Source organism: Halalkalibacter flavus (assembly GCF_036663575.1).
Lineage (GTDB): Bacteria > Bacillota > Bacilli > Bacillales > Bacillaceae_D > Halalkalibacter > Halalkalibacter flavus.
The window spans coordinates 159,340-183,331 of sequence record NZ_JAWRVK010000002.1 but is presented as its reverse complement, the minus strand read 5'-3'; the positions used below and the strand labels follow the sequence as shown (position 1 = coordinate 183,331).

Below are 23,992 nucleotides of genomic sequence, written 5' to 3'. Positions count from 1 at the left end.
GGAGGTTGCAAACATGGAGGAACAATTAATCGAGCGGGCCAAGAAAGGCGATGATGACGCCTTCCAGCAATTAATTGAGCAACATCTTAAGACAGTTGAAAAATTCGCCTTTCAAATTGGTGTCTCACCAACTCATATTGAAGATGTAACTCAAGAAGTCTTTATAAAGGTGTATCGTTTTATTCATAAACACAACCGTGGAAAATTTACAACATGGCTTTATTCCATTACGTTAAATGTTATCCGAGATTTTTATCGAAAAGAAAAACAAATGAAAAGAAAAACAGTTGAACTACAAAAGTATGCCTCACAGCACATGTTTTTTAATGACCATTTTGATGAAGAAGCCCAAGAACTGCATCAAATGATCCATAGGTTAGAAGAAAAATACAAAATTCCTATTGTCTTACATTTTTTCCATGGGCAAAATTATCAAGAGATCGCTAAGGTACTAGGGGTAACAGAAGGGGCAATCAAAACGAGAATTTTACGTGCAAAGCAAAAACTCAAGGCGGAGTATGAAAAAGTAGGTGAGCAACTATGAGCAGAAATAATTTTGATGAGACGATGGAACGATTAAATAAATACTATGAAAAAATGCCGACTCAATCATCCTCTGCGGATATAATGGCTAACATAAAAAAGAAAAAGAAACGAAATTGGTCTTGGGCGAGGTCGTATCAACGTTGGCAAGTAGCAGCATTGGTTGTTCTTATGTTGGGAATTGGCTATGTGCTAGGGGCTAGTCAGCTTTCAGGTAGTAATGAATCAGCATCGCCAATCGATTCAGCAGCTGATCAAGCGCCTATGGAGAGTATGAGTATCATGATGGCAGAAGAAGAGGCTGAAGATCAAGAAGCTGTTGGGGAGAATAGAACTCTTGAATCCTTTACTAGTGAAGAAGAGACAAAGTGGATTCAGCTTGTTGATGAAGAGGGAATGGACGATGAGAAGCTAGTTCGTAGATTAGAAATTGAAGGTCTTTCATTTACAACGTATTATGATCATGAATTTGAGTTGGAACACGTTACAAATGAGCAAGGACAGTCCATTAAAGTTTTTGCAAATTATGGTCAAGGTCGTGTCGAACCAGTATTGTTTGAAGTTCATAAATTTGCAGATTCTAACAGCTACGATCAAGCAGTTGAAGCTTATAAAACAATGATGATTGAGTCAGGGTATATCGAAGTTGAAACAAATAACTTTTTTGAGACCATAGGGGTTCCAGGGCAAGGTGTGGAAGAATTTATGTTTGAAAAAGATGGCGTGTACGCTCATGTAGTTCCAGTTGAACATGTAGATGGTTATTATTTTCTAAGAACAAGTTCTTTTAGCATAGGCAATACAGAAATGATTGAATTCAGTGAAGGATTTGGTCGAGAGCTAAAGGTGATCCTTGATGAGTTTAGCTGGGTTTATTAGTAACTTGAAAAATTAAACAAACAGGTTGTTTTAGAAGGCGCTGAGAAGAGGAAACCAACTTTTTCAGTGCCTTCGTTGTTTTGGGTATTCTTTTCCTGTCTAATATTGAGTAAGTCATATTATCCTTTTTCTTTGTAACTAATTCAAAATGTAGTAACATATAACTGAAATGGAATACATAGGAGTCGATGGAAGGGAGCTTGATCAAATGCCACAGTATAAATCAAGAGAAGAAGTCCCATTAGAGGAAAAGTGGAACTTAGCTGATATTTATGAAGACATTTCACATTGGGAAAAGGACTTACAATCAGTTGAAGATCGATTACCAAAGTTAAAAGCATTTGATGGGAGCATTAACGATGCAAAGTCGTTATATGATTATCTTGTTCTTAGTGAGGAAACAGGTTATACGTTTAAAAAAGTGTATGTATATGCAATGCTTCAGGTGGATTTAGACACGAGAGATTCAAAATCTCAATCGTATCTAGATCGTGCTAAAACACTTGGTGTGAAACTTAGTTCAGCAACATCGTTCTTTATGCCGTTTCTCTTAAGTTTAGAGGAGAGTACATTGAAAGGTTACATTAGTGAAATTGATGGCCTTACGTATTTTGAAGAAGACCTTTTAGAATCGTATCGTTATAAAAAGCATGTACTTACAAAAGAAAAAGAGGAAGTTTTATCAGATCTAGGAGAGGCTCTATCAGCACCAAGTAATACGTTTGGTATGATTAATAATGCTGATATTAAGTTTGGTGAAGTGACAACAAAAGAGGGAGAGAAAGTTGAACTGACAAGAGGTATGTATTCAAAATTAATTGAAGACGAAAATCGTGATGTCCGTCTTGAAGCATACAAAGCTTACTATCAGCCATATGTTCAACTAAAAAATACGATTGCATCTACCTTAGCTTCGGCGATTAAAAACAATGTGACGTTATCGAAAATGCGTCAATATCCTTCTGCTTTAGAGAAATCTTTATTCTCTGATATGGTTCCAAAAGAAGTGTATGATAATTTAATTGAAGTTACTAAAGCAAAAATTGCACCGTTACATCGTTATGCGGCGATTCGAAAAGAGGTCCTTGGGCTTGAAGAGCTACGTCAGTATGACTTGAATGTTCCTTTAGTAAAGGATGTTAAAGAGGACATTTCTTTTGTGGAAGCATATGACACCATGTTAAAAAGCTTGGCTCCACTTGGAGAAGAATATGTTGAAACTTTACGTAGCTTCAAAGAAAAGCGCTATTTTGACGTTAGAGAAACACCAGGAAAGAGATCAGGAGCTTACAATTTAGGGCTTTACGGAGTTCATCCATTTGTACTGCTTAATCATCAAGATGACTTAGATAGTTTATTTACACTTGTACACGAGTGCGGGCATGCGATGCATTCATGGTACTCATCCAAACATCAACCCCAAATTACGGCAGGGTACTCAATCTTCGTTGCCGAAGTAGCATCTACTGTAAATGAAGTGCTTCTTATTCGCTATTTGTTAAAAACGACTGAGAATGAGACAATGAAAAAGCATTTACTTAATCATTTTATTGACAGTTTTAGAGGTACGCTTTTTACTCAAGTAATGTTTGCTGAGTTTGAGAAAATCACACACGAAAAGGCCGAGAATGGGGAACCATTGAATGCAGATGTATTTAATGAAGTATACGAGACCATTTTTGAAGAGTTTAATGGAAATGAAGTTGTCTTTGATGAGGAAGTTAAATACGGCTGGTCACGAATTCCTCATTTTTATCGTCCGTTTTATGTATACAAATATGCAACTGGTTATGCAGCAGCTATCCATATTGCAGACCAGCTTCTTGAAGGAAAGCCGGAAATACTCGAGAAGTACCTTACATTCTTAAAGAGTGGGAGTTCCGATTACCCACTTGAGCTTTTAAAGGCAGCAGGTGTTGATTTGACCAATCCTGAGCCAATTAAAAATGCATTAACGATATTCGGTGAGTTAGTTGATGAATTTTCAAAACTATAATTTTTGCTATGAGAAGGGAGTATCTAAAAGGTCAAAATTCAGACCTTTTGGGATAACCCCTTCTTTTTTCATGTCCTTGATCTTTTTCCCATGTATGAAATTGTAATTCCACCGCATCTTATAAAGGAATAAAGCGTATGAAAAAGCATGATTTGACCCATTTGACCTACTTTTTGATACGTTTCAAGAAGAATGAAGGATGTGTTATGACGATTGGCGAAAAAAGGCAAAGGCTTAGTCATATTAGCAATTGGGTCGATCCCTTTAATTATGACATTAGGAAATTCAATGCTCATACCGATCTTGCCGAGATTGGAAACTGAATTAGGGATAACTGCTTTTCAAGCAAGTTTGACCATAACGATTTTCTCAATTACAGCGGCCATTTTTATTCCAATTCTAGGATACATGTCTGACCGATTTTCAAGAAAAGCAATTATTGTGCCTGCTCTTATTCTTTATGGAATTGGTGGATTATTAGCAGGGGTATCTGCTGCTTGGTTTAATAGCGCTTATATTTGGATCATGATTGGCAGAGCGTTACAAGGGATTGGCGCAGCCGGTACAGCTCCAATTGCAATGGCTTTAACAGGAGATTTGTTTAAAGGTGGAGACCAAAGTAAAGTACTAGGGATTGTAGAAGCCTCAAATGGATTTGGTAAAGTACTTTCGCCAATTGTAGGATCGCTATTGGCTTTATTAGTTTGGTATGGTCCGTTCTGGGGGTTTCCAGTATTTGTATTGATTTCTGTGCTACTAACCATTTTCTTTATTAAAGAAAAAAAGAAAAAGAAACAAGCTCCTCCATTAGGCAAATATGTAAAGGGTTTATTTTCGGTCTTCAAACATGAAGGCAGATGGTTATTTACAGCTTATTTAGCCGGAGCAACTTGTTTGTTTACGCTTTTTGGGATTTTGTTTTATTTATCGGATACGTTGGAGACACAGTATAATATCGATGGAGTACTGAAGGGTGTGATTTTAGCGATTCCGCTTCTTTTTATGATGACTACGTCATTAATAACAGGAAGTAAAATTGGTAAAGACATAAAAAGAATGAAAAAAGTGATTATTACTGGATTTTTATTAATGACTATTTCGTTTGCTTCGTTGGTCTTTTTTACAAGATTGGTTCCATTCATTGGTATATTAGCTATATCAAGCATCGGAACGGGCCTTGTCTTGCCTTGTTTAAATAGTCTCATTACAGGTTCTGTTGGAGCGGAAAGAAGAGGATTTGTGACATCCCTTTATGGTTCAGTTCGATTTCTAGGAGTGGCCGCTGGTCCACCGATCTTTGAAGCGTTAATGAATTGGTCGAGGACTGGTATGTTTTTAGCGACTGCTGGGTTAACTCTTTTCGTCGGATTATTATGTCTTGTATTAATCCATGTGAAAAATCAGAAGAAAACAAGTGAAGACAGCGAAGCGAATACATTATTTAAAAAACTGCAACTAACGACAGAATAAGAACTAGGAGGAGTTCGTTTTGCAAATTTATTTTTCTCCCGAATTTTTAAAAGAGGATGCACAAGTATTAAATGTTGTAACAGATGCGAATAAGCCGGTTGGATACATGGCCTTTTTAATGGAAGAAGAAAAGAAAAAAATGTATGTTTATGGACAGTTGCAAGAAGAAGGGGTATATGAAGACTTTAAAGATTTAGTGAAGCCATACTTAGAAGGATTAAAAAAGTTAAAACCAGAATTAGAAGTGTATTCTTACTTATCAGTTGGTGGGAAGAAAGTTGAATTAGGAGAAGAGGATAAAAAAGAAGAATAGTCTCTAAATTTGTGTACACACACTAATTCAGAATTAGGTGAATATCATATCCTAGCTTAAAAAAGGGGGCTAGGATATGGATTTTTTTTGGCAGGTGTTCGAGATCCATCACGTGCTCGTCCTGTTTCTAGGTTTACTACTTGGCATGTTTGTAGGAGCAATGCCGGGACTAACGCCAACTATGGGTGTTGCTCTTATGATCCCTTTTACCTTTGCACTCGGGCCAACAGAGGGGTTAATTCTACTAGGTGGTATTTATTGCGGAAGTGTATTTGGAGGGTCCATACCAGCGATATTATTTAATGTTCCTGGTGCACCTGCAAATGTTGCAACAACCTTTGACGGTTACCCAATGACTAAACAAGGGAAATGCGCTGGAGTTAGCTACGATATCCTCGGTAATTGGCGGATTATTTGGGATGTTTTTGTTACTTTTTTTTGCGCCAGTATTTGCTGATTTCTCATTAAGGTTCGGACCGACAGAGAGCTTTTGGATCGCAATATTCGGAATAACTGTTATTGCAGCGATATCCGATGGGGCAGTCAATAAGAACTTAATCGGTGGTTGTATAGGGATTGGCTTATCATTTGTAGGGATTAGTATGATTACAGGTACAGCTCGCTTTACGTTTGGTATGGACTCGTTAGTTGGAGAGCTACATATGGTAGCTGTGTTAATAGGGCTGTTCGCCTTTCCACAAGCGTTACGAATGATTGAGGATTTTCGAGAAAATTCTAGAGGAGAAGATAAGCGGAATGGCTATAAGCAATCCCAATCATCAATTAGAGAATCCTTTGGGGATGTCTTAAAAAAACCAAAATATGTAACTATTGGTAGTGGATTAGGCGCGTTTATTGGAATGATCCCTGGAGCAGGAGGGAATATTGCCAGTTTACTAGCTTATAATGAGGCAAAGCGTTTCTCTAAAAAGAAAGACCAATTTGGAAAAGGCGATAAAAATGGGATTATCGCATCCGAAAGTTCGAATAATGCGATGGTCGGAGGCTCACTAATTCCATTACTTACGCTTGGTATTCCTGGATCACCAACCGCAGCAATATTTTTGGGAGGATTGCTCATTCACGGTATTTGGCCGGGGAATAATCTATTTGTTGATCATGCTCATGTTGCATATACGTTTCTATATAGTATGATAGCTGCACAAATCTTACTACTCGTGCTAGGTCTTTCACTTATTAAGTACATGACGCGGCTTACTTCTATTCCAGCTTATTTTATGGCTCCTGTTATTCTTTCATTTTCGATCATAGGTGCTTATACAACTCAAAACAATTTATTTGATATTTATACGGTCGTAATTTTAGGCTTGCTTATGTTCGTCTTGCAAAAATACGGTTTTTCTCCTGCACCAATTGCATTAGGGTTCATTTTAGGTCCAATTGCAGAACAAGGATTACTTCAAGGACTGCAACTTGGTGGAGCCCGAGGTTCTGCTTTCATTTATTTTTTACTGGGACGTGGAACGTAATATTATACAGCTTAGTTATGTTGACGATTGTTTTGGCTATCAGGCAAGCCTTACGCAAAAATAAAAATCTACGGAAAAAGGAACTTCAATTCTCACTTCAAGGGTTAGGTACAAAATATGCATGGGCATGGCTTTTGGTTAGCGGGGTAATTCTAAGCTCAGCTAGTTTAATGTCTCAAATGCAATTTGAGCAAAAAATCTTCCCTCTTATAAACGCAGGTTTTCTCTTTCTATTAGTTATGATTGAGTATGGTAAGAAAGTTTTTGTTAGCCCAGACATAAAAGTTACTTCACAACAACGAAGATCATGGCCGTTATATTTCCTTATTGTTATAGTCTCTATTGTTAGCTTATTAACTACATTTATCGGTACTATACACAAGTATTACTATTAATGATTACAATTCCACTGTTTGTTTATCATCAATACAAACAGAAGGAATCATCTTTAACCATTCGGAAGATAGTTATTGTCTCTATTTCATTCACACTCGTTCTGTATGTCGTTTTCTCTATACTATTAAAGGTTCCAATTTAAAAATAAAGGGGTCAGACCCCTAATCTTTTTACTCGGTTACACCAATGGATTTTAATAACTCCTCATAAATGTCAGTTCTAGCTTCCATGTCCGCTATAACTTCATTGCGGTTCATAATAAGCATATCGGCTCCAGCCTGTTCCATTTCAGCTAGGAACTTTTCATCTTTTAGAATGCTCAGAAATGCTTCTTCTAGCTTTTCAATGACTTCCGTAGGAGTATCTTTTCTGGCTGCAATACCACGGTCAGTACTCATAACGACTTCTGGATAGCCTAATTCAGTAAATGTTGGGATATCAGGTGAAAAGGGGTGGCGTTCTTCTGTTGCTATTGCAAGTGGGATTACTTCATCACCTAGGCGATAAATGTCAGAAAGGTTACCGGCAACAACATCTGTATGGCCACCAAGAACAGAGGCAATGGCATCAGCTGCTCTTTGAAAAGGAACATCTTCAAGGTTAATATCTGCTGCGTTCTCAAGCAATAAAGTGGCTAAATGTTGACCAACATATAACCCCGCATTCCCAACCGTAATCGTGCCAGGAGAACGTCTGGCTTCGTCAATCAATTCTTCTAAATTTGTAATACTACTGTCTGCTCTTACCGCAAAAACGGTTGGATCTCCGCCCCAGTTAACAAGCGGCTCAAACGTATCGACTTCAAAGCTCGTTTGGCCAACTAACGGTTGAGTTATGATATGAGGAAGATTATAAGCTGCTAATGTATATCCATCTGGTTCCACTGTTGAAAACGAGTTCCACCCAACTTGACCGCCTCCGCCTGGCCTATTTACGATGACAAGTTCTTGCCCAAGGTACTCACTAGCATACTTTGAGATAATTCTTGCTTGGGTGTCAGTAGCAGCTCCTGGAGAAAAGGAAACAATCAACTGAATGCTTTTGTCTGGAAATTCTCCTTCAGTTGTGGGTGATAAGTCTGAACAGCTTGCTAACAAAAGAACAATCAAACAACCAAACAATGCGACCAAGCTTTTTTTCATAGTTACACATCCTTCAAAATAATTTCCTTTATATGAAGAATATGCCAAAAATATATAATGGAATGTTGTCTATAAGAAATAGCCCATACATATACGATGATCTATCGCTTTACACTTTTTTTCCTCCAACCTTGTATAGGTTGCTCAAAAAGTAACATCGTTCTTAAACGGAAAATAACATCAACCATTTTTGTAGAGAGCCATTGAGAAATTAGTGCTTGAATAACAATTGGCCAGGCAATGATTGAGCCAGTCACAATAAAAATAGAACCATTCAAAAAAAAGAGAGGCTTTCCTGGGGCTATGTCTCGAACGTTTGCTATGATAAGGGCAAGGACGCCCATCCCACCATTCGACACACCTTGGCGTAGAAGAATACCTACTCCAATTCCTAAAATAATAGATCCAATAACTAAATCAATCCAAACATTGTCATAGGGCCTGTACAACTCAAAACTAAATAAATGAACACTTAAGGATGTAATGGTAATCCCGTACATCGTTCCAATTGCACTTGCATTTCCAAGCCAATATATGGCAGCAACAAGCATTGAAAAGTTTACGAGCCATAGAGCAAAACTAAATGGAATATTTACCCAATAATTGAGCAAAACAGCAAGTCCTCCTGCACCACCAGAAGGAATGGAATGAGGAAAAAGAAAAAGTGCCATTCCGATGCCTTGAATGAACCCTCCGCACGTAATTAATAAATATGACCGTAATGAATGTACCATAGTTGCTCCTATAGTTTATTTGTTATTGTGGAGTTCTTGTCCTTATATCATTGTATTAGCTTTTTCCATATTTATGTTAGCAGTTTCTCATGGTTCATTGAATTACACATTTTGTTTTGGAGGAAAATTGTAAAGAGCCCAAACGAAATGAAAGAATGAACATAGGATATGAGTGTAAGTTAACAACGAATCAAAGGAGATGATTTTCATGACACACGCAACTCCAGGTTACGGTGGCGGTTTCGCGTTATTAGTAGTGCTGTTTATTTTATTAATCATTATTGGATGTAGCTGGTGCGGCTATTAATTTGCATTAGCAAGAGGGCTGACTCATAGAGTCGGCTTTCTTTTTTTAGTTAAATTATTGTCCTAATAACCTAAATCATTTCATAGACTTGTACAAGCGATAAAGTTGTCCGTCGTAAGATTGATGATTGGAGGATGGTTCTATGAGTGTGTTTTTAGGGTACATATTTTTAGGATTAAGTTTGGCTGCACCTATTGGTCCGGTTAATGCAGCCCAATTAGATCGTGGAATAAAAAGCGGTTTTTTTCATGCGTGGCTTGTCGGGTTAGGTGCTACTGTTGCCGATGCTTTTTATATGTTGCTTGTTTTTGTTGGAGTCGTGCAATTTATTGAAATACCAATCATTCAAACGTTTTTATGGATTTTCGGTTTTTTCGTTTTAGTGTATACGGGGATTGAGAGCATCTCTGGGGCAGGAAGGATTTGCTCTACAAATATGAGGAGTTTAAAGGATTCATATTTGAAATCCTTTTTCTCGGGCTTTTTCATGTCACTTTTTAACCCACTAACGATATTATTTTGGCTTGGAATCTTTGGTTCTATTTTGGCGAAGACGGTGACGACTTATGGGACAAGTCAAGTGATTTTATATAGTGCTGCCATCTTTATTGGGATAACTGTATGGGATATAACAATGGCAGCACTTGCTAGTACATTGCGAAAATATTTGACGAATAGACTGTTAACCATCATATCAATCGTTTCTGGCTTTTCCCTAATTGGATTCGGAGTATACTTTGGGATTCAGGCATTTCTTATTCTAACTTCGTAAATAAAGAAGGACTAGGTGGGTTGTCATCTTTTTTCTTCTTCCAAAAATGGCGCATAATTAATGTGACAATTGCGACCAAAAGGATAAAAACTAGGCTTATATAGAAGCCTGGTCGGCTTGTTTGATGAAACACGGTACCAATAACTGCAAGGAGAACGAAGACAAAACCAAGAACTCGCTTTATTTTGTCCTTTGTCGTTAATTCTAATAAACGTCCGTACGATCCTAAAATGAAAATCCAGTTATATAGCAACATAATTCCAGCTGCCGTCGTTACATATTCGTAAAGGCGGCCTGGGATGACAATGGCAAGAATAATAGAGACGACCATTCCAGCGGCTGTTAGACCAATTGCTGGTAAAGCAATGTTTTTCCCAATTCTCTTAGAAAATAAAGTTGGGGCATCTCGGTCTTCCGCTAAAGTAACAAGAATTCGAATAACAGCAAATAAAGAGGCTACCATTGTTGAAAAGCCTGCAATAATAAATACAGCATTAAAGAAATGGTTTATATAAGGAACATTAAAGGCATTCAGTGCCGTTACAAACGGACTTTGCTCTGTCGTAAAGTTATTCCAAGAAACCATAAACAAGGCTAGTCCAATAGAGGCAATGTAAATAATCGCTAGGACTGTAAGCATTACTTTACCCGATTTCGGTGCTTCATTCATATTTTTTAATCGAATTGCAATTAATCCCATAATTTCGATTCCAGCAAATCCGTAAAATCCGTAGATGAACGCAGGAAGTAATCCAGTAAGTCCATTCGGAAAAAGGGAATCGTATGTTCTTGGAAGGGGGACATCTTCTCCACCTTGACCGAATATTCCAAATAAGGCTAAAATGGCTAAAATAATAAACATGAGAATGGCTGCAACTTTTAGAACTGCCAAAAGGTTTTCAACACGGTCAAAACTCTTTGTTCCAACTACTATAACAAGAATTCCAAGAGCAGCATATACACAAGCAAATACCCATAAAGGAACAGCTGGGAACCAAAATCTAGTGAAGATCGATAATGCAGTCATTTGACTTCCCATAATTAGCATTTCTGATAACCAATATACCCAACCACTACTAAAGCCTGCCCAGCGACCATAGGCTTTTTTTGCGTATGAACGAAACGATCCTTTTTGCGGATCAGCCATTGTCATCTTTGCCAGTGCTTCATAAACAAAATAGGTTCCAACAGCAGCTAAGGCAAAGGCAAATAAAACGGAAGGGCCAGCCATATCAATAGCAATGCTTGATCCAAGAAAAAAACCTGTACCAATTGTACCGGCTATTCCTAGTAAGGATAATTCCCACCATTTCAATGGTTTTTCCGCTTGTTCACCAGCTTTTGTCTTCAAGTTTATCACTCCTCATTCGAAATTATTGTTCGAAAAAGAAGCGTTGTTTATGTAATGAATGAGATAGAATTTATGAATTATTAAAGGGAAGCGTCTTTCATTTGGATTACTTCGTAGAAATGGTTATGATATAGGAAGGACAAAAAGGGCAGGGAAGCATTATGGACACAGTAACTCACATGTTGTTTGGTTTAACAACGTACGGCGCAGTGAAGAAAGAGGAGATGGATCGAAATAAAAAAAGAGCATTGCTATTTTCTGCGTTGACCTCAAGCCAAATTCCGGATATTGATGTGGTTGCTAATATAACGGAGACTGGCAGAGTGATGGGACAAATGTGGCATAGAGGGTTAACGCATTCGTTTTTTCTAGTGCCAATATGGGCTGGACTTATTTACGTAGTTGCCTATTTTATCTGGAAGCGTAAAGACTTACTTATTTTCTATTTGGCTATGATAAATGTCGCAATACATAACGCGTCAGATGCATTAAATGCTTGGGGAACAGGGGTTTTTGAACCACTTTCACAGATGAGGGTGACGCTTGGGGTTATCCCAATTGTTGACTTAGTGTTCTGGTCAATTATATTATTTGGTTTCGTAATTATTAGGATTAAAAGACATATACAACGATATAAAGTATGGAGATATGTTTGGGTTGGTATTACTTTACACATATTCATCCAGGGAATTCAAGGGATAATCATTTATCAAGAAGCGATAAAAGAGTATGAAGAAGTGGCTCTCTCAGCTAGTTTCCTCCCAGGTCATTTTTCGGTTATTGGAAAAAACTCAGATATTGTTACACTTTCTAATGCAACTGTTTGGGGAGGAGAAGTTGTGAATGAAACCATTGTATCAATGGATGAGGCTAATTTAGAGCCACTTTATCAAGAAAATCCGAAAGCGGAAGTATTAGTGGAATGGTCACCATTTGTCGTAGTAGTTGAAACAGATGAAATACTAGGGGTGTATGATCCACGCTTTTATCGGGACGGTTCATCTTTTTTGTTTGAATATATTAACATTAACCGAGAGTAGAGTGACAATTAGTTCACTCTTTCTTTTCTTGGTTATGAGTATGTTTCGTTCTTTCACGTTGATACCTTACGATAATCGACATAAGCTCCGCTTTTGAAATGAAATCTCCAAATTCCTCTGAATATTTGTGCTGCAGTTTCTCAAGGTGCTTTAGTGACTTTTTGCTTAAGCGAGAAAATTGTTTTTCTGATAAATCCATCTGTATTCTCCCTTCTATAGTAAACCTATATATTATATGCAGAAATATCGATAATATTTCTACGAAAAAAGGCGGAATTTAGAACCGAAAAGTAGGAGGTGACGAAATACAAGCAGTAGGTTAAAAGGAAGTAATAGAAATTATAAAGAGCCAGTCTGTTTCGCATTGAAAGCAAGCTGGCTATTGCCATTTTTTTTAGAGGCTCATTCTACAATAAGATTGTCTCTCCTATTTTCAAAGTGTTTAACTTTTTGTCGGGTGTGTTTCTGCTGGACCATTCTGCATGCAGTCTTTCTAACGCTTCAGGTCCCGTATCCATTGATAGTCGGTAAGTCCCGTAATGCATCGGCACAAACGCTTTTGCACCAAGGTCTAAAAATGCTTGTACCGCCTGTTCTGGGTTCATATGTTGCAATCCTGACATCCATTCCGGCTCATAATCGCCTATTGGCATAAAAGCCGTATCAATCGTAAAGCGATTCCCAATATCATAAAACCCACGAAAATAACCAGTATCTCCAGCAAAATAAAAGGTATGTTGATCAGATTGAATGATCCACCCTCCCCAATGTGCACGATTTTTATCAAAGAGATTTCTTCGGCTCCAATGTTGAGCGGGAACGAAATGGAGCTTGATATCTTTATACTTGAATGAATTCCACCAGTTGGCTTCACTAACGGACGTGATTTTCCTTAGGTTAAATAGTTTCTTTAAACCACAGGGTACAAACAAATGAGGATTTCCTTTAAGTCTTTTAATTGATGAAAATTCAAGATGATCAAAATGCGCATGGGAGATGACTACGATATCTATTTCTGGTAACTTTTCAAGTTCGATACCTAATGGAACCAATCTTCTTTCCGTTCCCATCCGTTTAGAAAAGACAGGATCTGTTAAAATATTGAGTCCATGACATTGTATGAGGAAGGTAGAGTGACCAATCCATGTATACGTCATATGGGAGCGGTTTTGTTGGAGATAGTGAATATTCGTATTCTCTTCTACGGGGATACGGCTTTTTAAATCCTTGCCTTTATTACGAATTTGAAAATAATGATACAACTTTCGAAGATTTATCTTATTTTTATCGATATTATCTAAATTTTGAAACGGTCTCTTCAAAACAGATCACTCCTTGTTTAATTGTAGAGGTGATGAAGGAGCTGTCTCAAAAAGCCAAGAAACAGAAATAGCAATGGCTCTGGTCGCTACTCGCCTTGAGAGGAGAAATCAACTCAAGGCTTATAAAAGATGTAACGACTCCGCACATTGCTTAATGGTTATCTCCTTCTCTTAAAACAGGAAGAGTGCAGCAGCGGAAAGATCCTCCAGATTTGATGATTTCGGTAATATCGACTTCAATCACTTCAAAACCACGTGCTCGTAACTGCTCATTTACTTTTGTATTCACTGGCAAACTAAAGATTTTTTTGTTGCCAATCGATAAGACGTTGGTTCCTAGTGTAAATTGTTCTTCTTCCGTGACTTCAATTAAATCAAATCGAGAAGCAAGGAAGTCAATTTCTTTCGCTGTTAAAGCGCCAGGGTAAATAAGTGCTTCTTTAGGAGATACAATATTAAATACACAGTCCAAATGTAAATACTTTTCTGTAAAAGGAACAGGCACAACCTCGTAGTGAGGCAAAATACTTTGTAGGTGATCAATCGCATTTTGATTCGTACGATTGCTTAAACCGACGTAGATCGATTCTCCGTCAACAATAACATCTCCACCTTCAATCATATCACCAATTAAATTAAAATAAGACATTCGCTCCTGTTTAATCCAACCACGTAATACTTCTTCTTCGCCTTGTCTAATCTTATGAGCCATTTCGGCAACAAACAAGATATGCCCAAAGGTAAATCCGATATCGCGTGTAAATACTTGCTCAGGAAACATTTTTAAAGCAGGTAATAAAACAACATCAATCCCATGGTCCTCAAGTGTTTTCACAAATTTCTTATGTTGAGCCATTGCTAGTTCAATATGGATTCCTTCATCTTTAAATTTCTTTTGTGTTTCATTGATAACATCGCGAATCGTCATATATTCTGGTTTGCATAAAATGACTTGTTTTAATACATCATATTCACTTCTTGCAAACGGCTTTCGTTGTTGCTTAGAGAAAATAGACATTTATGATCCCCCAGTTGTTTATCAGACTTTATCAATGATAGCATTCCCAATGTTGGCAGAAACATAAGGTCTATTTTTAATGATTTGAACATGTTTAAACATAGTCATTTGGTTCATAATGGGAAATAGAGACAAATACACGTAGCAGTCATAAAGGAGGAAATGTGGAGCAGCTAATTGAGTTTGTTGAAGCACAACAGACATGGTTATTTTTAATTGGTGTTGTGATTGTTGTTTTTTTGCTTATTTCCTTATTAAAAACGCTATTTAAATTTGCTGTTATTTTGCTCGTAGTGGCAATAGGGGCAGTTGTTTTATTTGATATGGCACCGGAAGAGCTTGCTGAAAGTGGAGTTAACTCGGTGAAAAAGGGAACAGCGTTTATCCAAGATAAAATGATCCCAATGATGTCTGAAGGTTATCTAGAAGAACTGTTCAAACAGTCCATATCTATAAATAAATTATTAGATGATCATGAACTAAACAATCACGACGAACAGGACACCATAGTTGAAGTAATTAAAGAGAATAAGTGAAGAAGGTACTAAAAAGGGTACCCCAACCCTTTTTAGTACCTTCACTTTTACTCACTATATTTCTTTACGCTCAATAACAACTTATAGTAAGATTAGTTTTTAAGAAAAATAACAAGGAGAAACTTTGAAAATATGAAACTTATTTCTTGGAATGTCAATGGAATACGCGCCTGTGTGAATAAAGGTTTTTTAGATTATTTTCATAAAGTGAATGCAGATATATTTTGTTTGCAAGAAACAAAGTGTCAGCCGGAGCAAATTCAATTACAGCTTGATGGATATGATCAATACTGGAATTCAGCTGAAAGAAAAGGTTATTCAGGTACAGCTATTTTTTCAAAAGTGAAACCATTATCTGTCCAGTTTGGATTAGGGGATGACTTTAAAGAAAATGAAGGCAGAGTCATCACTTTAGAGTTTGATTCATTTTATCTGGTGAATGTTTATACACCTAATTCAAAAAGAGACTTGTCGCGTCTTGAATATCGACTTGAGTGGGAAGAGCGGATTCGTGCGTACTTGAAAGAACTTGATACAATAAAACCAATCGTTCTTTGTGGAGATTTAAATGTTGCTCATCAAGAGATCGACCTAAAAAACCATAAGTCCAATCAAAAAAACTCAGGTTTTACACCTGAAGAGAGAGCGAAAATGTCAACGCTACTTCAATCGGGTTTTGTAGACACGTTCCGCTATCTTTATCCAAATAAGGAAGATTGCTATACATGGTGGTCTTACATGAATAAAGTTCGAGAAAGAAATATTGGTTGGCGTATTGATTATTTTATTGTTTCTGATCGACTAAAAGAATTTATAAAAGAGGCAGAAATCCATTCAGAAGTGTTAGGGAGTGATCACTGTCCGGTTAAAGTAGAGTTAACGATCTAAAATAAAGAGAAGTCCAGCAACATTTTGAAATTAACTGTTGCAACCGAACCAGTCATATCAGCTAAAAGAGCATGTTTATTTACATCCATTACAACGCGCCTTCCATCCCAAATACCAAATATATAAAGGGATATATAGAAGAAACCATCTAGTGTCTAGAACTTGTTGGGCCAATGCGAATCTTCCATTGAAGGAATATATAATCGCAACATTCAGATTTGAATATGTATTAATAATAAATTCCCATGCAATAAGAATGACTCCAGAAATATATTTACACATGGCAATCTTGAGGCAATCCTGGGAAGGCAGCTCCCCACCACATTGCTAAGTTAGGATTCCGAATGGAAACTAAACTAATTGAGAAAGGAGAAACTACCCCTTTAGGATAACGTAATGCATGATTTTTCACTTACATAGCCTACTTCCTAATTATTTTGATATGTAGGGGTTAGTATGTATCAAACCAAGTAATTTTTTACCAAATTTGTAAATTAGGAAGGTTTTTTTATTTAAGAGTAGAAAAAAGATCCTAAAAAGGGTGTATACTCTTTAGGATCTATGATTTAGACAGAAGCTTTTGCTAAAATAAACTTTTCTACGACTTTAGCAACGCCATCATTCATATTCGTATCTGTGACATAATCTGCCATTTGTTTAATGTCATCAGGTGCATTTCCCATGGCAACGCCAAGGCCAGCAAATTCAATCATTGCTAAGTCATTATAACTATCTCCCATAGCTATGACCTCTTCTTGTTTAATACCAAGTGATTGAATGAGGGAATCTAAACTAGAGCCTTTAGTCACGCCTTCTTCCAGGAATTCTAAGAAATAAGGTTTCGAACGCATAATACTTAAAGTACCTGCAAATTCTTCTTTTAACTTTTGTTCGACTTTTACGAGCTTATCAGGGTCTTCACACATTAATACTTTTACGACAGGTTCATTGACGCCTTCAATAAAGTTATCAATTTTTTTTACGGGTAACCCTGTTATTTCACCTTCTCTTGTCGTATACCGATTTTCCAATTCTGTAACGATTTCATCTCCAATATATGTATGGATATAGACACCTTCTTTTTGACTTAGCTCGTATAGACGATGAGCAACATCAGGAGGAAGTGTACTACTATACTGTTCTTCTTTTGTTTTACAATTGATAATTTTTGCTCCATTAAAAGAGAGAATAAAGCTTCCGTACTCTTTTAATTGCAATTCTTCCGCAATAGCATTCATCCCAAAAGTTGGGCGCCCAGAAGCGAGAACGACTTTTACGCCCTGTTGCTGCGCAGTCATTAGTGCCTTCTTTGTTCGCTCAGAAATAGTGTGGTCGTCACGAAGCAATGTGTCATCTAAATCAAGAACAATCATTTTGTATGTCATGTTTTAATTCCTTTCTTTAGTAAGAGACTATAAACTAACTATAAATGAAAAAAAGGAGGGAGACTAGTCCCATTCCATCATTAGTTTAGTGAAAGCGTTTTAAAATAACAAAAGTATGATGATTTTTTAGTTTGCTTCTACAATGAGGGCTAGTATTTTGAAAGGGAGGTTTTTGGTATGAACGAAAATCTACTAACGACTATTTCGATTCCGACCATTTTAGAAATTGGAGAAGGAGTGCTCACTAACATACATACGATAGTAAAAAGTCATGGAATAGAGCGTGTGGTCATCTTGTTTGATGAATTTTCTTATTCTTTTATTAGCAATAAAATTCAACCATTTTTCGATAAAAAAAATGCAATGATGATAAAGTTGCCAAGTATGATGGATATTCATAATCTTGTTACGAAAGCGTTTGAATTGGGAGATTATGATGCGATCATCTCAATTGGGGGAGGAGCTGTTGTCGATTACGGGAAATATATTTCTTACGTAAGGAAACTTCCTTTTATAAGTATGCCGACTTCAGCATCAAATGATGGCTTTGCTAGTAGCAATTGCTCGATTTTTGTAAATGGTAAGAAAACGTCTGTTCCTGCCAAAGTTCCTTTTGGAGTGATTGTTGACCTAACGATATTACGACAAGCGCCAGAACGATTTATATTTGCAGGTATTGGAGACCTTATGTCTAACATTACTGCACTGTATGACTGGAAATATGAACAGCAAAAAGGAGTCAGTACAGTCAATGCATTTGCTTCTATGATCAGTAAGAAGGCAGTAAATAGTTTCGTACGAACTCCTATGGATGATATAAAGGCTACGATATTCTTGAAAGAGTTAGTTAGTTCGATGACAATGGGGGGAATTGCGACGGTTATTAGCGGTAATAGCTCACCAATAAGTGGTTCAGAACATCTAATCTCTCATTCATTAGATAAAATTGCCAAACAACCACAAATGCATGGAATTCAAGTAGGGGTTGCTACGTATATTATGGCCAAAGTTCAAAACCACCGTGCAGAACGAGTGACAAAAGTCTTCGAACGCACAGGGTTCTTTTCCTTTGTCTCCACGTTATCACTACAAAAAGAAGAGTTTATACAGGCAATAGAATTAGCCCCAACCATTAAGCCGAATCGTTTTACATACTTGCATGAAAAGCAATACCGTGATCAAGCTATAGAGCTTTTAGAGAAGGACGCCATCCTCGTCGACCTATTTAAATAATTGTGGCTCAACAAATGCCTGTTTGATATGTAGAAATGAAGCTTGAACAGGCATTTGTGGAAGCCTAATTACTTACATTGTACTTCTTTCAATGGCATTGTCCCAATTAGGAAAATAGTGCAGAGCACTTCTCATGAGTTCAGGGTGTGATTTTTTTACTTTTTTCTTATTAAGACTTTCACCAGCTGCACTTAATTGTTGAATTTCTGTAATGACCTGTTCGGCACTCATATTGACTTCCATATCGTAACCTCCTCGCAAGATTTATTACAATATTTACCTTAGGAAAATCTTTTATACGTAATAATTTACCTTTTTATTTGAGAGAGCATGGAAGGATTTAAAGGCCAAGTGCAGAAAGAATAGTTTGATAAAGGAAGAGATGGAGGTTTCAAACTGTGATTAAAGGTACCATTGTTTCATTAAATATAGGTAATTCCAAAAATATTGCTGCTTATGGGGAAAAGGAAGTTTTGTCTGCGATTCATAAGCAATCAGTAAACGAACAAGTACTTCATTTATCTGTAACTCAAATTGAAGGGGACGAGCAAGCAGATTTGGTCAATCATGGTGGCTCAGATAAAGCAGTCTGCGTTTATCCATATGAACATTATCATTACTGGAACGAAAAACTAGGATTATCACTTCCGATTGGAGCATTTGGAGAAAATATTACGTTGCGTGGACTAACTGAGGCAGATGTGTTCATCGGTGATACATTTCAATGGGGAGATGCCGTCGTTCAAGTAAGCCAGCCGAGAAGACCTTGCTTTAAAGTTGCCAAGCGCCATGGAGTAAAAAAGTTTCCTTTATATATTCAGGAAACAGGTTATTCTGGTTTTTACTTACGAGTGTTACAAGAAGGAAACATTTCTGTTAATGATTCACTTATCTTATTAGAACGTAAAACTGATAGTAGCATAGAGTTTGTAAATAAAGTAACATATCATGATAAGAAAAATAAAGAAGCCATCCACAGATTGCTCGAATTAAGGGAGCTTTCGGATGCGTGGAAAGAATCACTTTAGCATTTAATTAATTACTTGTACATAGCAAGGACGATACAAGGCAGGATTAGGTGACAACTTCATAGATTACTATTTGCCGTTAGTAGAAGAGTTTACTCTGCTAACGGTTTTTAACTATTAACATTATGATTTCACGTACCGTATTTTTTGAATAACTAAATTCTGCAAAAGCAAGCATAATGCTTCATACTTGTACATCAAATAGTTTAAGAGGTGAAGAATGGTAAAAATGTCAATAATAAACTTTTGATCATGTCTACCCTTATACTGTTGATTTTGCTATATCAGTTATTTCTACGAGTTCCGGCAGTGACCTATTCCGGAGAGACTGACAAATGGCACGTAAGTATTGAATCCTGAAGGAAGCTATTCTATTTTCATTAAATACAAAGAAAATAAGCAGGTTAAACAAGTTGAATATGACGTCCACCCTCATTACGGAGGAGGGTGGATAGATGTCGAGGATATTAATAATGATCAAGTGTATCAATATGAATGCAATAGTTGCGGGTATTACGATAAAGAAGAGGAGTTGCTTTTTTTTATTAAATGGAAGAATGAATCCCAATTTAACTATGAGAGTGAATTGTTTTCTTTACGTCAAGAGTAGTGAAACGTTAAACGGTATTTCTTTCAATTAAAGTAACATCCATTTCTTTATAGGAAATGTGATTCTGAACAGACTGAGAAAAAAGATTCCTGCCGATTTCCACTAATGGAATTTCCATTGTTGTAATCCCCATAACTTTTGAGATAGGTTGGTTATCAAAACCTATTATTGCTATTTCTTGTGGTATGGAAATCTTGTTTGCTAGACTAGATGCAGCTATACCTGCGGCTACTTGATCACTTGTTACTAGAAGTGCTGTGGGAGGTTCTTTCATGTTTGTAATTTTTGACACGACGTTTTCTCCATCTTCTAAATGCAAGCATTGTTTAAAAATATATTCAGGATGAAATGGCAATTTTCTTTTTGTTAAAAAGTCTTTGTATGCTAGTGCTCTGTTTGTACTATTTGCGCCGCTACTACGGCCAATGCAATAACCAATTTTTTTATGTCCCTTGTCGGCTAAGTAATGTAATGCCGTTTGAAAGCTTTTGTAATGGTCGACAAACGTAGCGGAAAAAGGCTGCTCTCGTGTATCCTCACAAAATACAATCGGTCCATAGCCCGCATAGTCTTTTATCGTTGACCAAGAGCAAATTCTTGAACAGACAATAAGTGCATCAATTTGCTTATGCTTTAACATATCTAATGCTTCGACCTCTCGCGTTTCCTCATAATTTGTTTGAAACAAAACGAGTTTATAATTATTTTTTACAGCCTCGGTGGCTATTCCTTCTAACAATAAGCCGAAATAGGGGTGATTTGAAAAAGGAAGAACGACTCCTATTAAATGTGTTTTCCCCGTACTTAAGTGAACAGCATTTAAATTTTTTTGATAATTGCTTTCTTTCATTGCTTGCCATACTGCTTCTCTTTTTTTCAGACTCACGTAAGGGTGATTATTTAAAACGCGTGATACAGTTGTAATCGATACATTCGCCATTTTAGCAATATCTTTTATATTTGCCATTTTTCTCACCTTCACTTGCTCTAATGAATATATTACTTGAATTTATTTTAGACGATGAAACGCATTTCATGTCAACAATAAGCATGTCGTTTTCTTTGCTTGTTATGAAACGCGTTTCATCATGTACCATTTAAAACATGAAATAAGTTTTATTTACGTGTATCATGAAAAGAGATAAAAAAAATTAGTAGAAGTTAGGAGCTGGAGTATAGTAATGGCAGGAAAGAGCATTGTATTTTTTGATATTGATGGAACGTTGTTAGATCATGATAAGAAATTGCCTGTAACGGCAAAAAAAGCGATCGGAAATTTAAAAGAAAAAGGACATGAGGTAGCAATTGCTACTGGACGTGCCCCTTTTATGTTTGCAGATTTACGTGAGGAATTAGAAATCGATACATTTGTTAGCTATAATGGGCAATATGTTGTTTTAAATGGTCGTGTATTATATAAAAATCCATTGGATCAACAAGCACTGCATGCATTGACAGAACTAGCTGTTTCAAACAATCATCCAATTGTTTATATGGATCACGAGGATATGAAAGCAAACGTTGCGCATCATGATTATATTGTAGAAAGTATCGACTCTCTTAAAATCGGTCATTTTCCTAGCCATGATCCTCTCTATCACCAAGAGAGAGAGATCTATCAATCGTTATTATTTTTAAAAGACAAAGAGGAAGCCATCTATGAGGAACAGTACAAGAAGTTTGATTTTATACGTTGGCATCCACTTTCGGTGGATGTGATCCCAGCTGGTGGTTCAAAAGCAATTGGCATTGAAAAAATTACTAGAGAGCTAGGGATCGCGAAGGAAAATCAGTATGCGTTCGGAGATGGATTAAATGATATCGAAATGCTTAGTCAAATTACTAATAGTGTAGCAATGGGGAATGCACATGATAGAGCAAAAGAAGCAGCAAGGTATGTAACGAATGATGTAGATGAAGATGGAATTCTGCATGGTCTAAAGCTCGTAGGTTTATTAAAATAGTTCATTTCTAAAAGCTGTAGAAACCATTTGTTTCAGCAGCTTTTTTTATGGTTGTTAACAAAATATGATGAGCCAGGCACCTTGTTCTAGTTTTTTGAATAAGGTTGTAAGGGAATAAATGTATAGATTAGGAGGACGAGATAGTGGAAATACATGTTGTCTCCGCTGGTGAGTCGTTATGGAGCATTGCTCAAATGTACGGGGTGGATTTTCAAACGATTGCCGATGCAAATCAATTGCCTAACCCCGATCAATTAGTTATTGGTCAAGCGCTTGTCATTCCAGTAGGCGGTCGTGTTTATTGGGTTGAAGAGGGGGAAACTTTATCATCTATTAGCGAACGTTTTCAAGTACCAGTTGAAGAAATTGTAAGTTTTAACAATATTGAATATCCAAATAATATTCCAACTTGGTTTAGGTTGTATATCCCAAGTGATTACCGTCAAAAGCCAGCTGTAGATGTTGGAGCGTATGTTGATTTAGGAATTACGGGTGAGGAATCTCCACAGTACGTAGATGAAGTTGGCCAATATTTAACGTATGTACAAATTTTTAGTTATGAATTGAATGCTGATGGGACACTGACACCAATTGATGATCAAGCAATAATAAATACGGCTTTGGAAAATCAAGTCGTACCGTTAATGGTTATTACAAATCTTGAAAATGGTGCTTTTGATACGGAGCTTGTCACTACTGTTTTGCAAAGTGAAGAGCTACAAAATCGTTTGCTTGACGAATCGATTGCAATAATGGATGAAAAGGGGTATTTAGGTTTAGATTTTGATCTTGAGTACTTAGGTGCACAAAACAGAGAACAATATAACGATTTAATGAGAAAAGCGAGAGTTAGACTAGATGAGCGAGGCTATTTTCTCTCTAGTGCATTAGCACCTCAAGTTGAGCCTGGTATGCCAGGTGTATTATATGAAGGACATGATTATGCTGCGCATGGAGAAATTGCCGATTTTGTTTTCCTTATGACCTATGAATGGGGCTGGACTGGCGGACCTCCCATGGCAGTAGCACCATTAAATGAAGTTAGAAGAGTTATCGAATATGCGGCTTCCGTAATGCCAAATGATAAAATTATGATGGGTATTCCATTATATGGGTATGACTGGACCTTGCCTTTTGTAGAAGGTGTTACAAGAGCACGTGCGATCGATCACCAGGAAGCAATCCGTCTTGCAGCAGAGCATAACGCTATTATTGAGTATGATACAGTTGCGCAGTCTCCTTTCTTCAATTATGTTGATGATGAAGGTCAAGAGCATGAAGTATGGTTTGAAGACGCAAGAAGCATGCAAGCGAAATTCGATCTGGTGAAAGAATTTGGATTACGCGGCTTCTATTATTGGGTGTTAGGATGGGAGTTCCCACAAAATTGGTTGTTGATTGATGCTAATTTTACAGTGAATAAACGAGTGTAGATGGAATGTATTGTAAAGCATAATGTCTGACCATGTAGGGTGGCTTATATTAAGGTGAGCCACCTTATTTTGTTTCTCATTTTTTATATAAAATGTGGACATTCAGTGTATGGGAAATCTTAAAAGAAGCGGCTATGGTAAA

General features: G+C 36.9%; 25 protein-coding genes and 1 pseudogene. 16 read left to right on the top strand and 10 right to left on the bottom strand.

Translation table 11 applies throughout. The annotated features are described in order from the left end of the window. The first annotated feature begins 13 nt into the window (after window positions 1–13). The 6 genes and pseudogenes from SAY88_RS02190 to SAY88_RS02165 all read left to right on the top strand — a co-directional run bounded on the left by SAY88_RS02190 (window position 14) and on the right by SAY88_RS02165 (window position 6,691). Complete coding sequence (locus SAY88_RS02190; RefSeq protein WP_332628926.1) at window positions 14–544, top strand: RNA polymerase sigma factor; 531 nt, start codon at window positions 14–16, stop codon at window positions 542–544. Then, the gene (locus SAY88_RS02185) at window positions 541–1,422 is read left to right on the top strand and encodes a hypothetical protein (protein ID WP_332628924.1); all 882 of its coding nucleotides are present in this window, start codon (window positions 541–543) and stop codon (window positions 1,420–1,422) included. Before SAY88_RS02190 ends, SAY88_RS02185 begins: the two co-directional genes overlap by 4 nt. Window positions 1,423–1,630: 208 nt before the next feature. Further along, entirely contained in the window at window positions 1,631–3,418 is a 1,788-nt protein-coding gene (gene pepF, locus SAY88_RS02180; protein ID WP_332628922.1) for an oligoendopeptidase F, read from the top strand. Between the two features lie 270 nt (window positions 3,419–3,688). Then, the gene (locus tag SAY88_RS02175; RefSeq protein WP_332629033.1) at window positions 3,689–4,888 is read left to right on the top strand and encodes an MFS transporter; all 1,200 of its coding nucleotides are present in this window, start codon (window positions 3,689–3,691) and stop codon (window positions 4,886–4,888) included. Between the two features lie 19 nt (window positions 4,889–4,907). Beyond that, entirely contained in the window at window positions 4,908–5,201 is a 294-nt protein-coding gene (locus tag SAY88_RS02170) for a hypothetical protein (protein WP_332628921.1), read from the top strand. Between the two features lie 76 nt (window positions 5,202–5,277). After that, a pseudogene (locus SAY88_RS02165) lies at window positions 5,278–6,691 on the top strand (tripartite tricarboxylate transporter permease). A gap of 566 nt (window positions 6,692–7,257) precedes the next feature. Here SAY88_RS02165 and SAY88_RS02160 read toward each other — a convergent pair. Together SAY88_RS02160 and SAY88_RS02155 are read right to left on the bottom strand one after the other, a co-directional pair. After that, window positions 7,258–8,229, bottom strand: a complete 972-nt coding sequence (locus SAY88_RS02160; protein ID WP_332628919.1) for a tripartite tricarboxylate transporter substrate binding protein — start codon at window positions 8,227–8,229, stop codon at window positions 7,258–7,260. Between the two features lie 101 nt (window positions 8,230–8,330). Beyond that, the gene (locus SAY88_RS02155) at window positions 8,331–8,963 is read right to left on the bottom strand and encodes a YitT family protein (protein WP_332628917.1); all 633 of its coding nucleotides are present in this window, start codon (window positions 8,961–8,963) and stop codon (window positions 8,331–8,333) included. 208 nt (window positions 8,964–9,171) lie between these two features. Between SAY88_RS02155 and SAY88_RS02150 the strand changes: the two genes are divergently transcribed. After that, a complete protein-coding gene (locus SAY88_RS02150) occupies window positions 9,172–9,270 on the top strand; it encodes a YjcZ family sporulation protein (protein ID WP_332628916.1) in 99 nt (32 codons plus the stop codon). Between the two features lie 142 nt (window positions 9,271–9,412). Beyond that, the gene (locus tag SAY88_RS02145) at window positions 9,413–10,042 is read left to right on the top strand and encodes a LysE family transporter (RefSeq protein WP_332628914.1); all 630 of its coding nucleotides are present in this window, start codon (window positions 9,413–9,415) and stop codon (window positions 10,040–10,042) included. Here SAY88_RS02145 and SAY88_RS02140 read toward each other — a convergent pair. Then, window positions 10,026–11,402, bottom strand: coding sequence for an amino acid permease (locus SAY88_RS02140; protein ID WP_431308830.1), 1,377 nt, complete (start codon window positions 11,400–11,402; stop codon window positions 10,026–10,028). The genes SAY88_RS02145 and SAY88_RS02140 overlap by 17 nt on opposite strands. Window positions 11,403–11,554: 152 nt before the next feature. On the opposite strand from SAY88_RS02140, the gene SAY88_RS02135 reads away from it, so the two are divergent. Further along, on the top strand, window positions 11,555–12,433 hold the full coding sequence (locus SAY88_RS02135; RefSeq protein WP_332628911.1) for a metal-dependent hydrolase: 879 nt from the start codon (window positions 11,555–11,557) through the stop codon (window positions 12,431–12,433). 13 nt (window positions 12,434–12,446) lie between these two features. On the opposite strand, the gene SAY88_RS02130 is transcribed toward SAY88_RS02135, so the two are convergent. From SAY88_RS02130 to SAY88_RS02120, 3 genes are all read right to left on the bottom strand, one after another. Then, window positions 12,447–12,632 carry a hypothetical protein gene (locus SAY88_RS02130; protein ID WP_332628910.1) on the bottom strand — a complete coding sequence of 62 codons (186 nt, stop codon included), beginning with the start codon at window positions 12,630–12,632 and terminating at the stop codon, window positions 12,447–12,449. Between the two features lie 208 nt (window positions 12,633–12,840). Next, window positions 12,841–13,755, bottom strand: coding sequence for an MBL fold metallo-hydrolase (locus tag SAY88_RS02125; RefSeq protein ID WP_332628908.1), 915 nt, complete (start codon window positions 13,753–13,755; stop codon window positions 12,841–12,843). A gap of 151 nt (window positions 13,756–13,906) precedes the next feature. Further along, window positions 13,907–14,773 carry a dimethylarginine dimethylaminohydrolase family protein gene (locus SAY88_RS02120; protein WP_332628906.1) on the bottom strand — a complete coding sequence of 289 codons (867 nt, stop codon included), beginning with the start codon at window positions 14,771–14,773 and terminating at the stop codon, window positions 13,907–13,909. 164 nt (window positions 14,774–14,937) lie between these two features. On the opposite strand from SAY88_RS02120, the gene SAY88_RS02115 reads away from it, so the two are divergent. After that, window positions 14,938–15,309, top strand: coding sequence for a hypothetical protein (locus tag SAY88_RS02115; protein WP_332628905.1), 372 nt, complete (start codon window positions 14,938–14,940; stop codon window positions 15,307–15,309). A 132-nt stretch (window positions 15,310–15,441) separates the two neighbouring features. Then, a complete protein-coding gene (locus SAY88_RS02110; RefSeq protein ID WP_332628904.1) occupies window positions 15,442–16,197 on the top strand; it encodes an exodeoxyribonuclease III in 756 nt (251 codons plus the stop codon). Between the two features lie 274 nt (window positions 16,198–16,471). Here the strand turns inward: SAY88_RS02110 and SAY88_RS02105 are convergent, their stop codons facing one another. Together SAY88_RS02105 and SAY88_RS02100 are read right to left on the bottom strand one after the other, a co-directional pair. After that, window positions 16,472–16,609, bottom strand: a complete 138-nt coding sequence (locus SAY88_RS02105; RefSeq protein WP_332628903.1) for a hypothetical protein — start codon at window positions 16,607–16,609, stop codon at window positions 16,472–16,474. Window positions 16,610–16,763: 154 nt separating this feature from the next. Beyond that, complete coding sequence (locus SAY88_RS02100) at window positions 16,764–17,582, bottom strand: Cof-type HAD-IIB family hydrolase (RefSeq protein WP_332628901.1); 819 nt, start codon at window positions 17,580–17,582, stop codon at window positions 16,764–16,766. Window positions 17,583–17,759: 177 nt separating this feature from the next. Here SAY88_RS02100 and SAY88_RS02095 point away from each other — a divergent pair, with 177 nt between their 5' ends. Next, window positions 17,760–18,815 (top strand): iron-containing alcohol dehydrogenase family protein, encoded by a 1,056-nt coding sequence (locus SAY88_RS02095; RefSeq protein ID WP_332628899.1) that lies wholly within the window; start codon window positions 17,760–17,762, stop codon window positions 18,813–18,815. Window positions 18,816–18,887: 72 nt separating this feature from the next. On the opposite strand, the gene SAY88_RS02090 is transcribed toward SAY88_RS02095, so the two are convergent. After that, window positions 18,888–19,058 carry a hypothetical protein gene (locus SAY88_RS02090; RefSeq protein WP_332628898.1) on the bottom strand — a complete coding sequence of 57 codons (171 nt, stop codon included), beginning with the start codon at window positions 19,056–19,058 and terminating at the stop codon, window positions 18,888–18,890. Window positions 19,059–19,213: 155 nt separating this feature from the next. On the opposite strand from SAY88_RS02090, the gene SAY88_RS02085 reads away from it, so the two are divergent. Both SAY88_RS02085 and SAY88_RS02080 read left to right on the top strand, forming a co-directional pair. After that, the gene (locus SAY88_RS02085; RefSeq protein ID WP_332628896.1) at window positions 19,214–19,843 is read left to right on the top strand and encodes an MOSC domain-containing protein; all 630 of its coding nucleotides are present in this window, start codon (window positions 19,214–19,216) and stop codon (window positions 19,841–19,843) included. Between the two features lie 349 nt (window positions 19,844–20,192). Then, entirely contained in the window at window positions 20,193–20,453 is a 261-nt protein-coding gene (locus SAY88_RS02080) for a hypothetical protein (protein ID WP_332628894.1), read from the top strand. A 7-nt stretch (window positions 20,454–20,460) separates the two neighbouring features. On the opposite strand, the gene SAY88_RS02075 is transcribed toward SAY88_RS02080, so the two are convergent. Then, on the bottom strand, window positions 20,461–21,420 hold the full coding sequence (locus SAY88_RS02075) for a LacI family DNA-binding transcriptional regulator (RefSeq protein WP_332628892.1): 960 nt from the start codon (window positions 21,418–21,420) through the stop codon (window positions 20,461–20,463). A 214-nt stretch (window positions 21,421–21,634) separates the two neighbouring features. On the opposite strand from SAY88_RS02075, the gene SAY88_RS02070 reads away from it, so the two are divergent. Together SAY88_RS02070 and SAY88_RS02065 are read left to right on the top strand one after the other, a co-directional pair. Beyond that, entirely contained in the window at window positions 21,635–22,417 is a 783-nt protein-coding gene (locus SAY88_RS02070; protein ID WP_332628890.1) for a Cof-type HAD-IIB family hydrolase, read from the top strand. A 143-nt stretch (window positions 22,418–22,560) separates the two neighbouring features. Further along, on the top strand, window positions 22,561–23,850 hold the full coding sequence (locus SAY88_RS02065; protein ID WP_332628889.1) for a glycoside hydrolase family 18 protein: 1,290 nt from the start codon (window positions 22,561–22,563) through the stop codon (window positions 23,848–23,850). The last annotated feature ends 142 nt before the right edge of the window (window positions 23,851–23,992 follow it).

Bases quoted from the DNA above. Each gene is read 5' to 3' on its own strand.
- SAY88_RS02190 (WP_332628926.1), top strand. From the start codon at position 14: ATGGAGGAACAATTAATCGAGCGGGCCAAGAAAGGCGATGATGACGCC.
- SAY88_RS02185 (WP_332628924.1), top strand. From the start codon at position 541: ATGAGCAGAAATAATTTTGATGAGACGATGGAACGATTAAATAAATAC.
- pepF (WP_332628922.1), top strand. From the start codon at position 1,631: ATGCCACAGTATAAATCAAGAGAAGAAGTCCCATTAGAGGAAAAGTGG.
- SAY88_RS02175 (WP_332629033.1), top strand. From the start codon at position 3,689: ATGACATTAGGAAATTCAATGCTCATACCGATCTTGCCGAGATTGGAA.
- SAY88_RS02160 (WP_332628919.1), bottom strand. From the start codon at position 8,229: ATGAAAAAAAGCTTGGTCGCATTGTTTGGTTGTTTGATTGTTCTTTTG.
- SAY88_RS02155 (WP_332628917.1), bottom strand. From the start codon at position 8,963: ATGGTACATTCATTACGGTCATATTTATTAATTACGTGCGGAGGGTTC.
- SAY88_RS02150 (WP_332628916.1), top strand. From the start codon at position 9,172: ATGACACACGCAACTCCAGGTTACGGTGGCGGTTTCGCGTTATTAGTA.
- SAY88_RS02145 (WP_332628914.1), top strand. From the start codon at position 9,413: ATGAGTGTGTTTTTAGGGTACATATTTTTAGGATTAAGTTTGGCTGCA.
- SAY88_RS02135 (WP_332628911.1), top strand. From the start codon at position 11,555: ATGGACACAGTAACTCACATGTTGTTTGGTTTAACAACGTACGGCGCA.
- SAY88_RS02130 (WP_332628910.1), bottom strand. From the start codon at position 12,632: ATGGATTTATCAGAAAAACAATTTTCTCGCTTAAGCAAAAAGTCACTA.
- SAY88_RS02120 (WP_332628906.1), bottom strand. From the start codon at position 14,773: ATGTCTATTTTCTCTAAGCAACAACGAAAGCCGTTTGCAAGAAGTGAA.
- SAY88_RS02110 (WP_332628904.1), top strand. From the start codon at position 15,442: ATGAAACTTATTTCTTGGAATGTCAATGGAATACGCGCCTGTGTGAAT.
- SAY88_RS02100 (WP_332628901.1), bottom strand. From the start codon at position 17,582: ATGACATACAAAATGATTGTTCTTGATTTAGATGACACATTGCTTCGT.
- SAY88_RS02095 (WP_332628899.1), top strand. From the start codon at position 17,760: ATGAACGAAAATCTACTAACGACTATTTCGATTCCGACCATTTTAGAA.
- SAY88_RS02090 (WP_332628898.1), bottom strand. From the start codon at position 19,058: ATGGAAGTCAATATGAGTGCCGAACAGGTCATTACAGAAATTCAACAA.
- SAY88_RS02075 (WP_332628892.1), bottom strand. From the start codon at position 21,420: ATGGCAAATATAAAAGATATTGCTAAAATGGCGAATGTATCGATTACA.
- SAY88_RS02070 (WP_332628890.1), top strand. From the start codon at position 21,635: ATGGCAGGAAAGAGCATTGTATTTTTTGATATTGATGGAACGTTGTTA.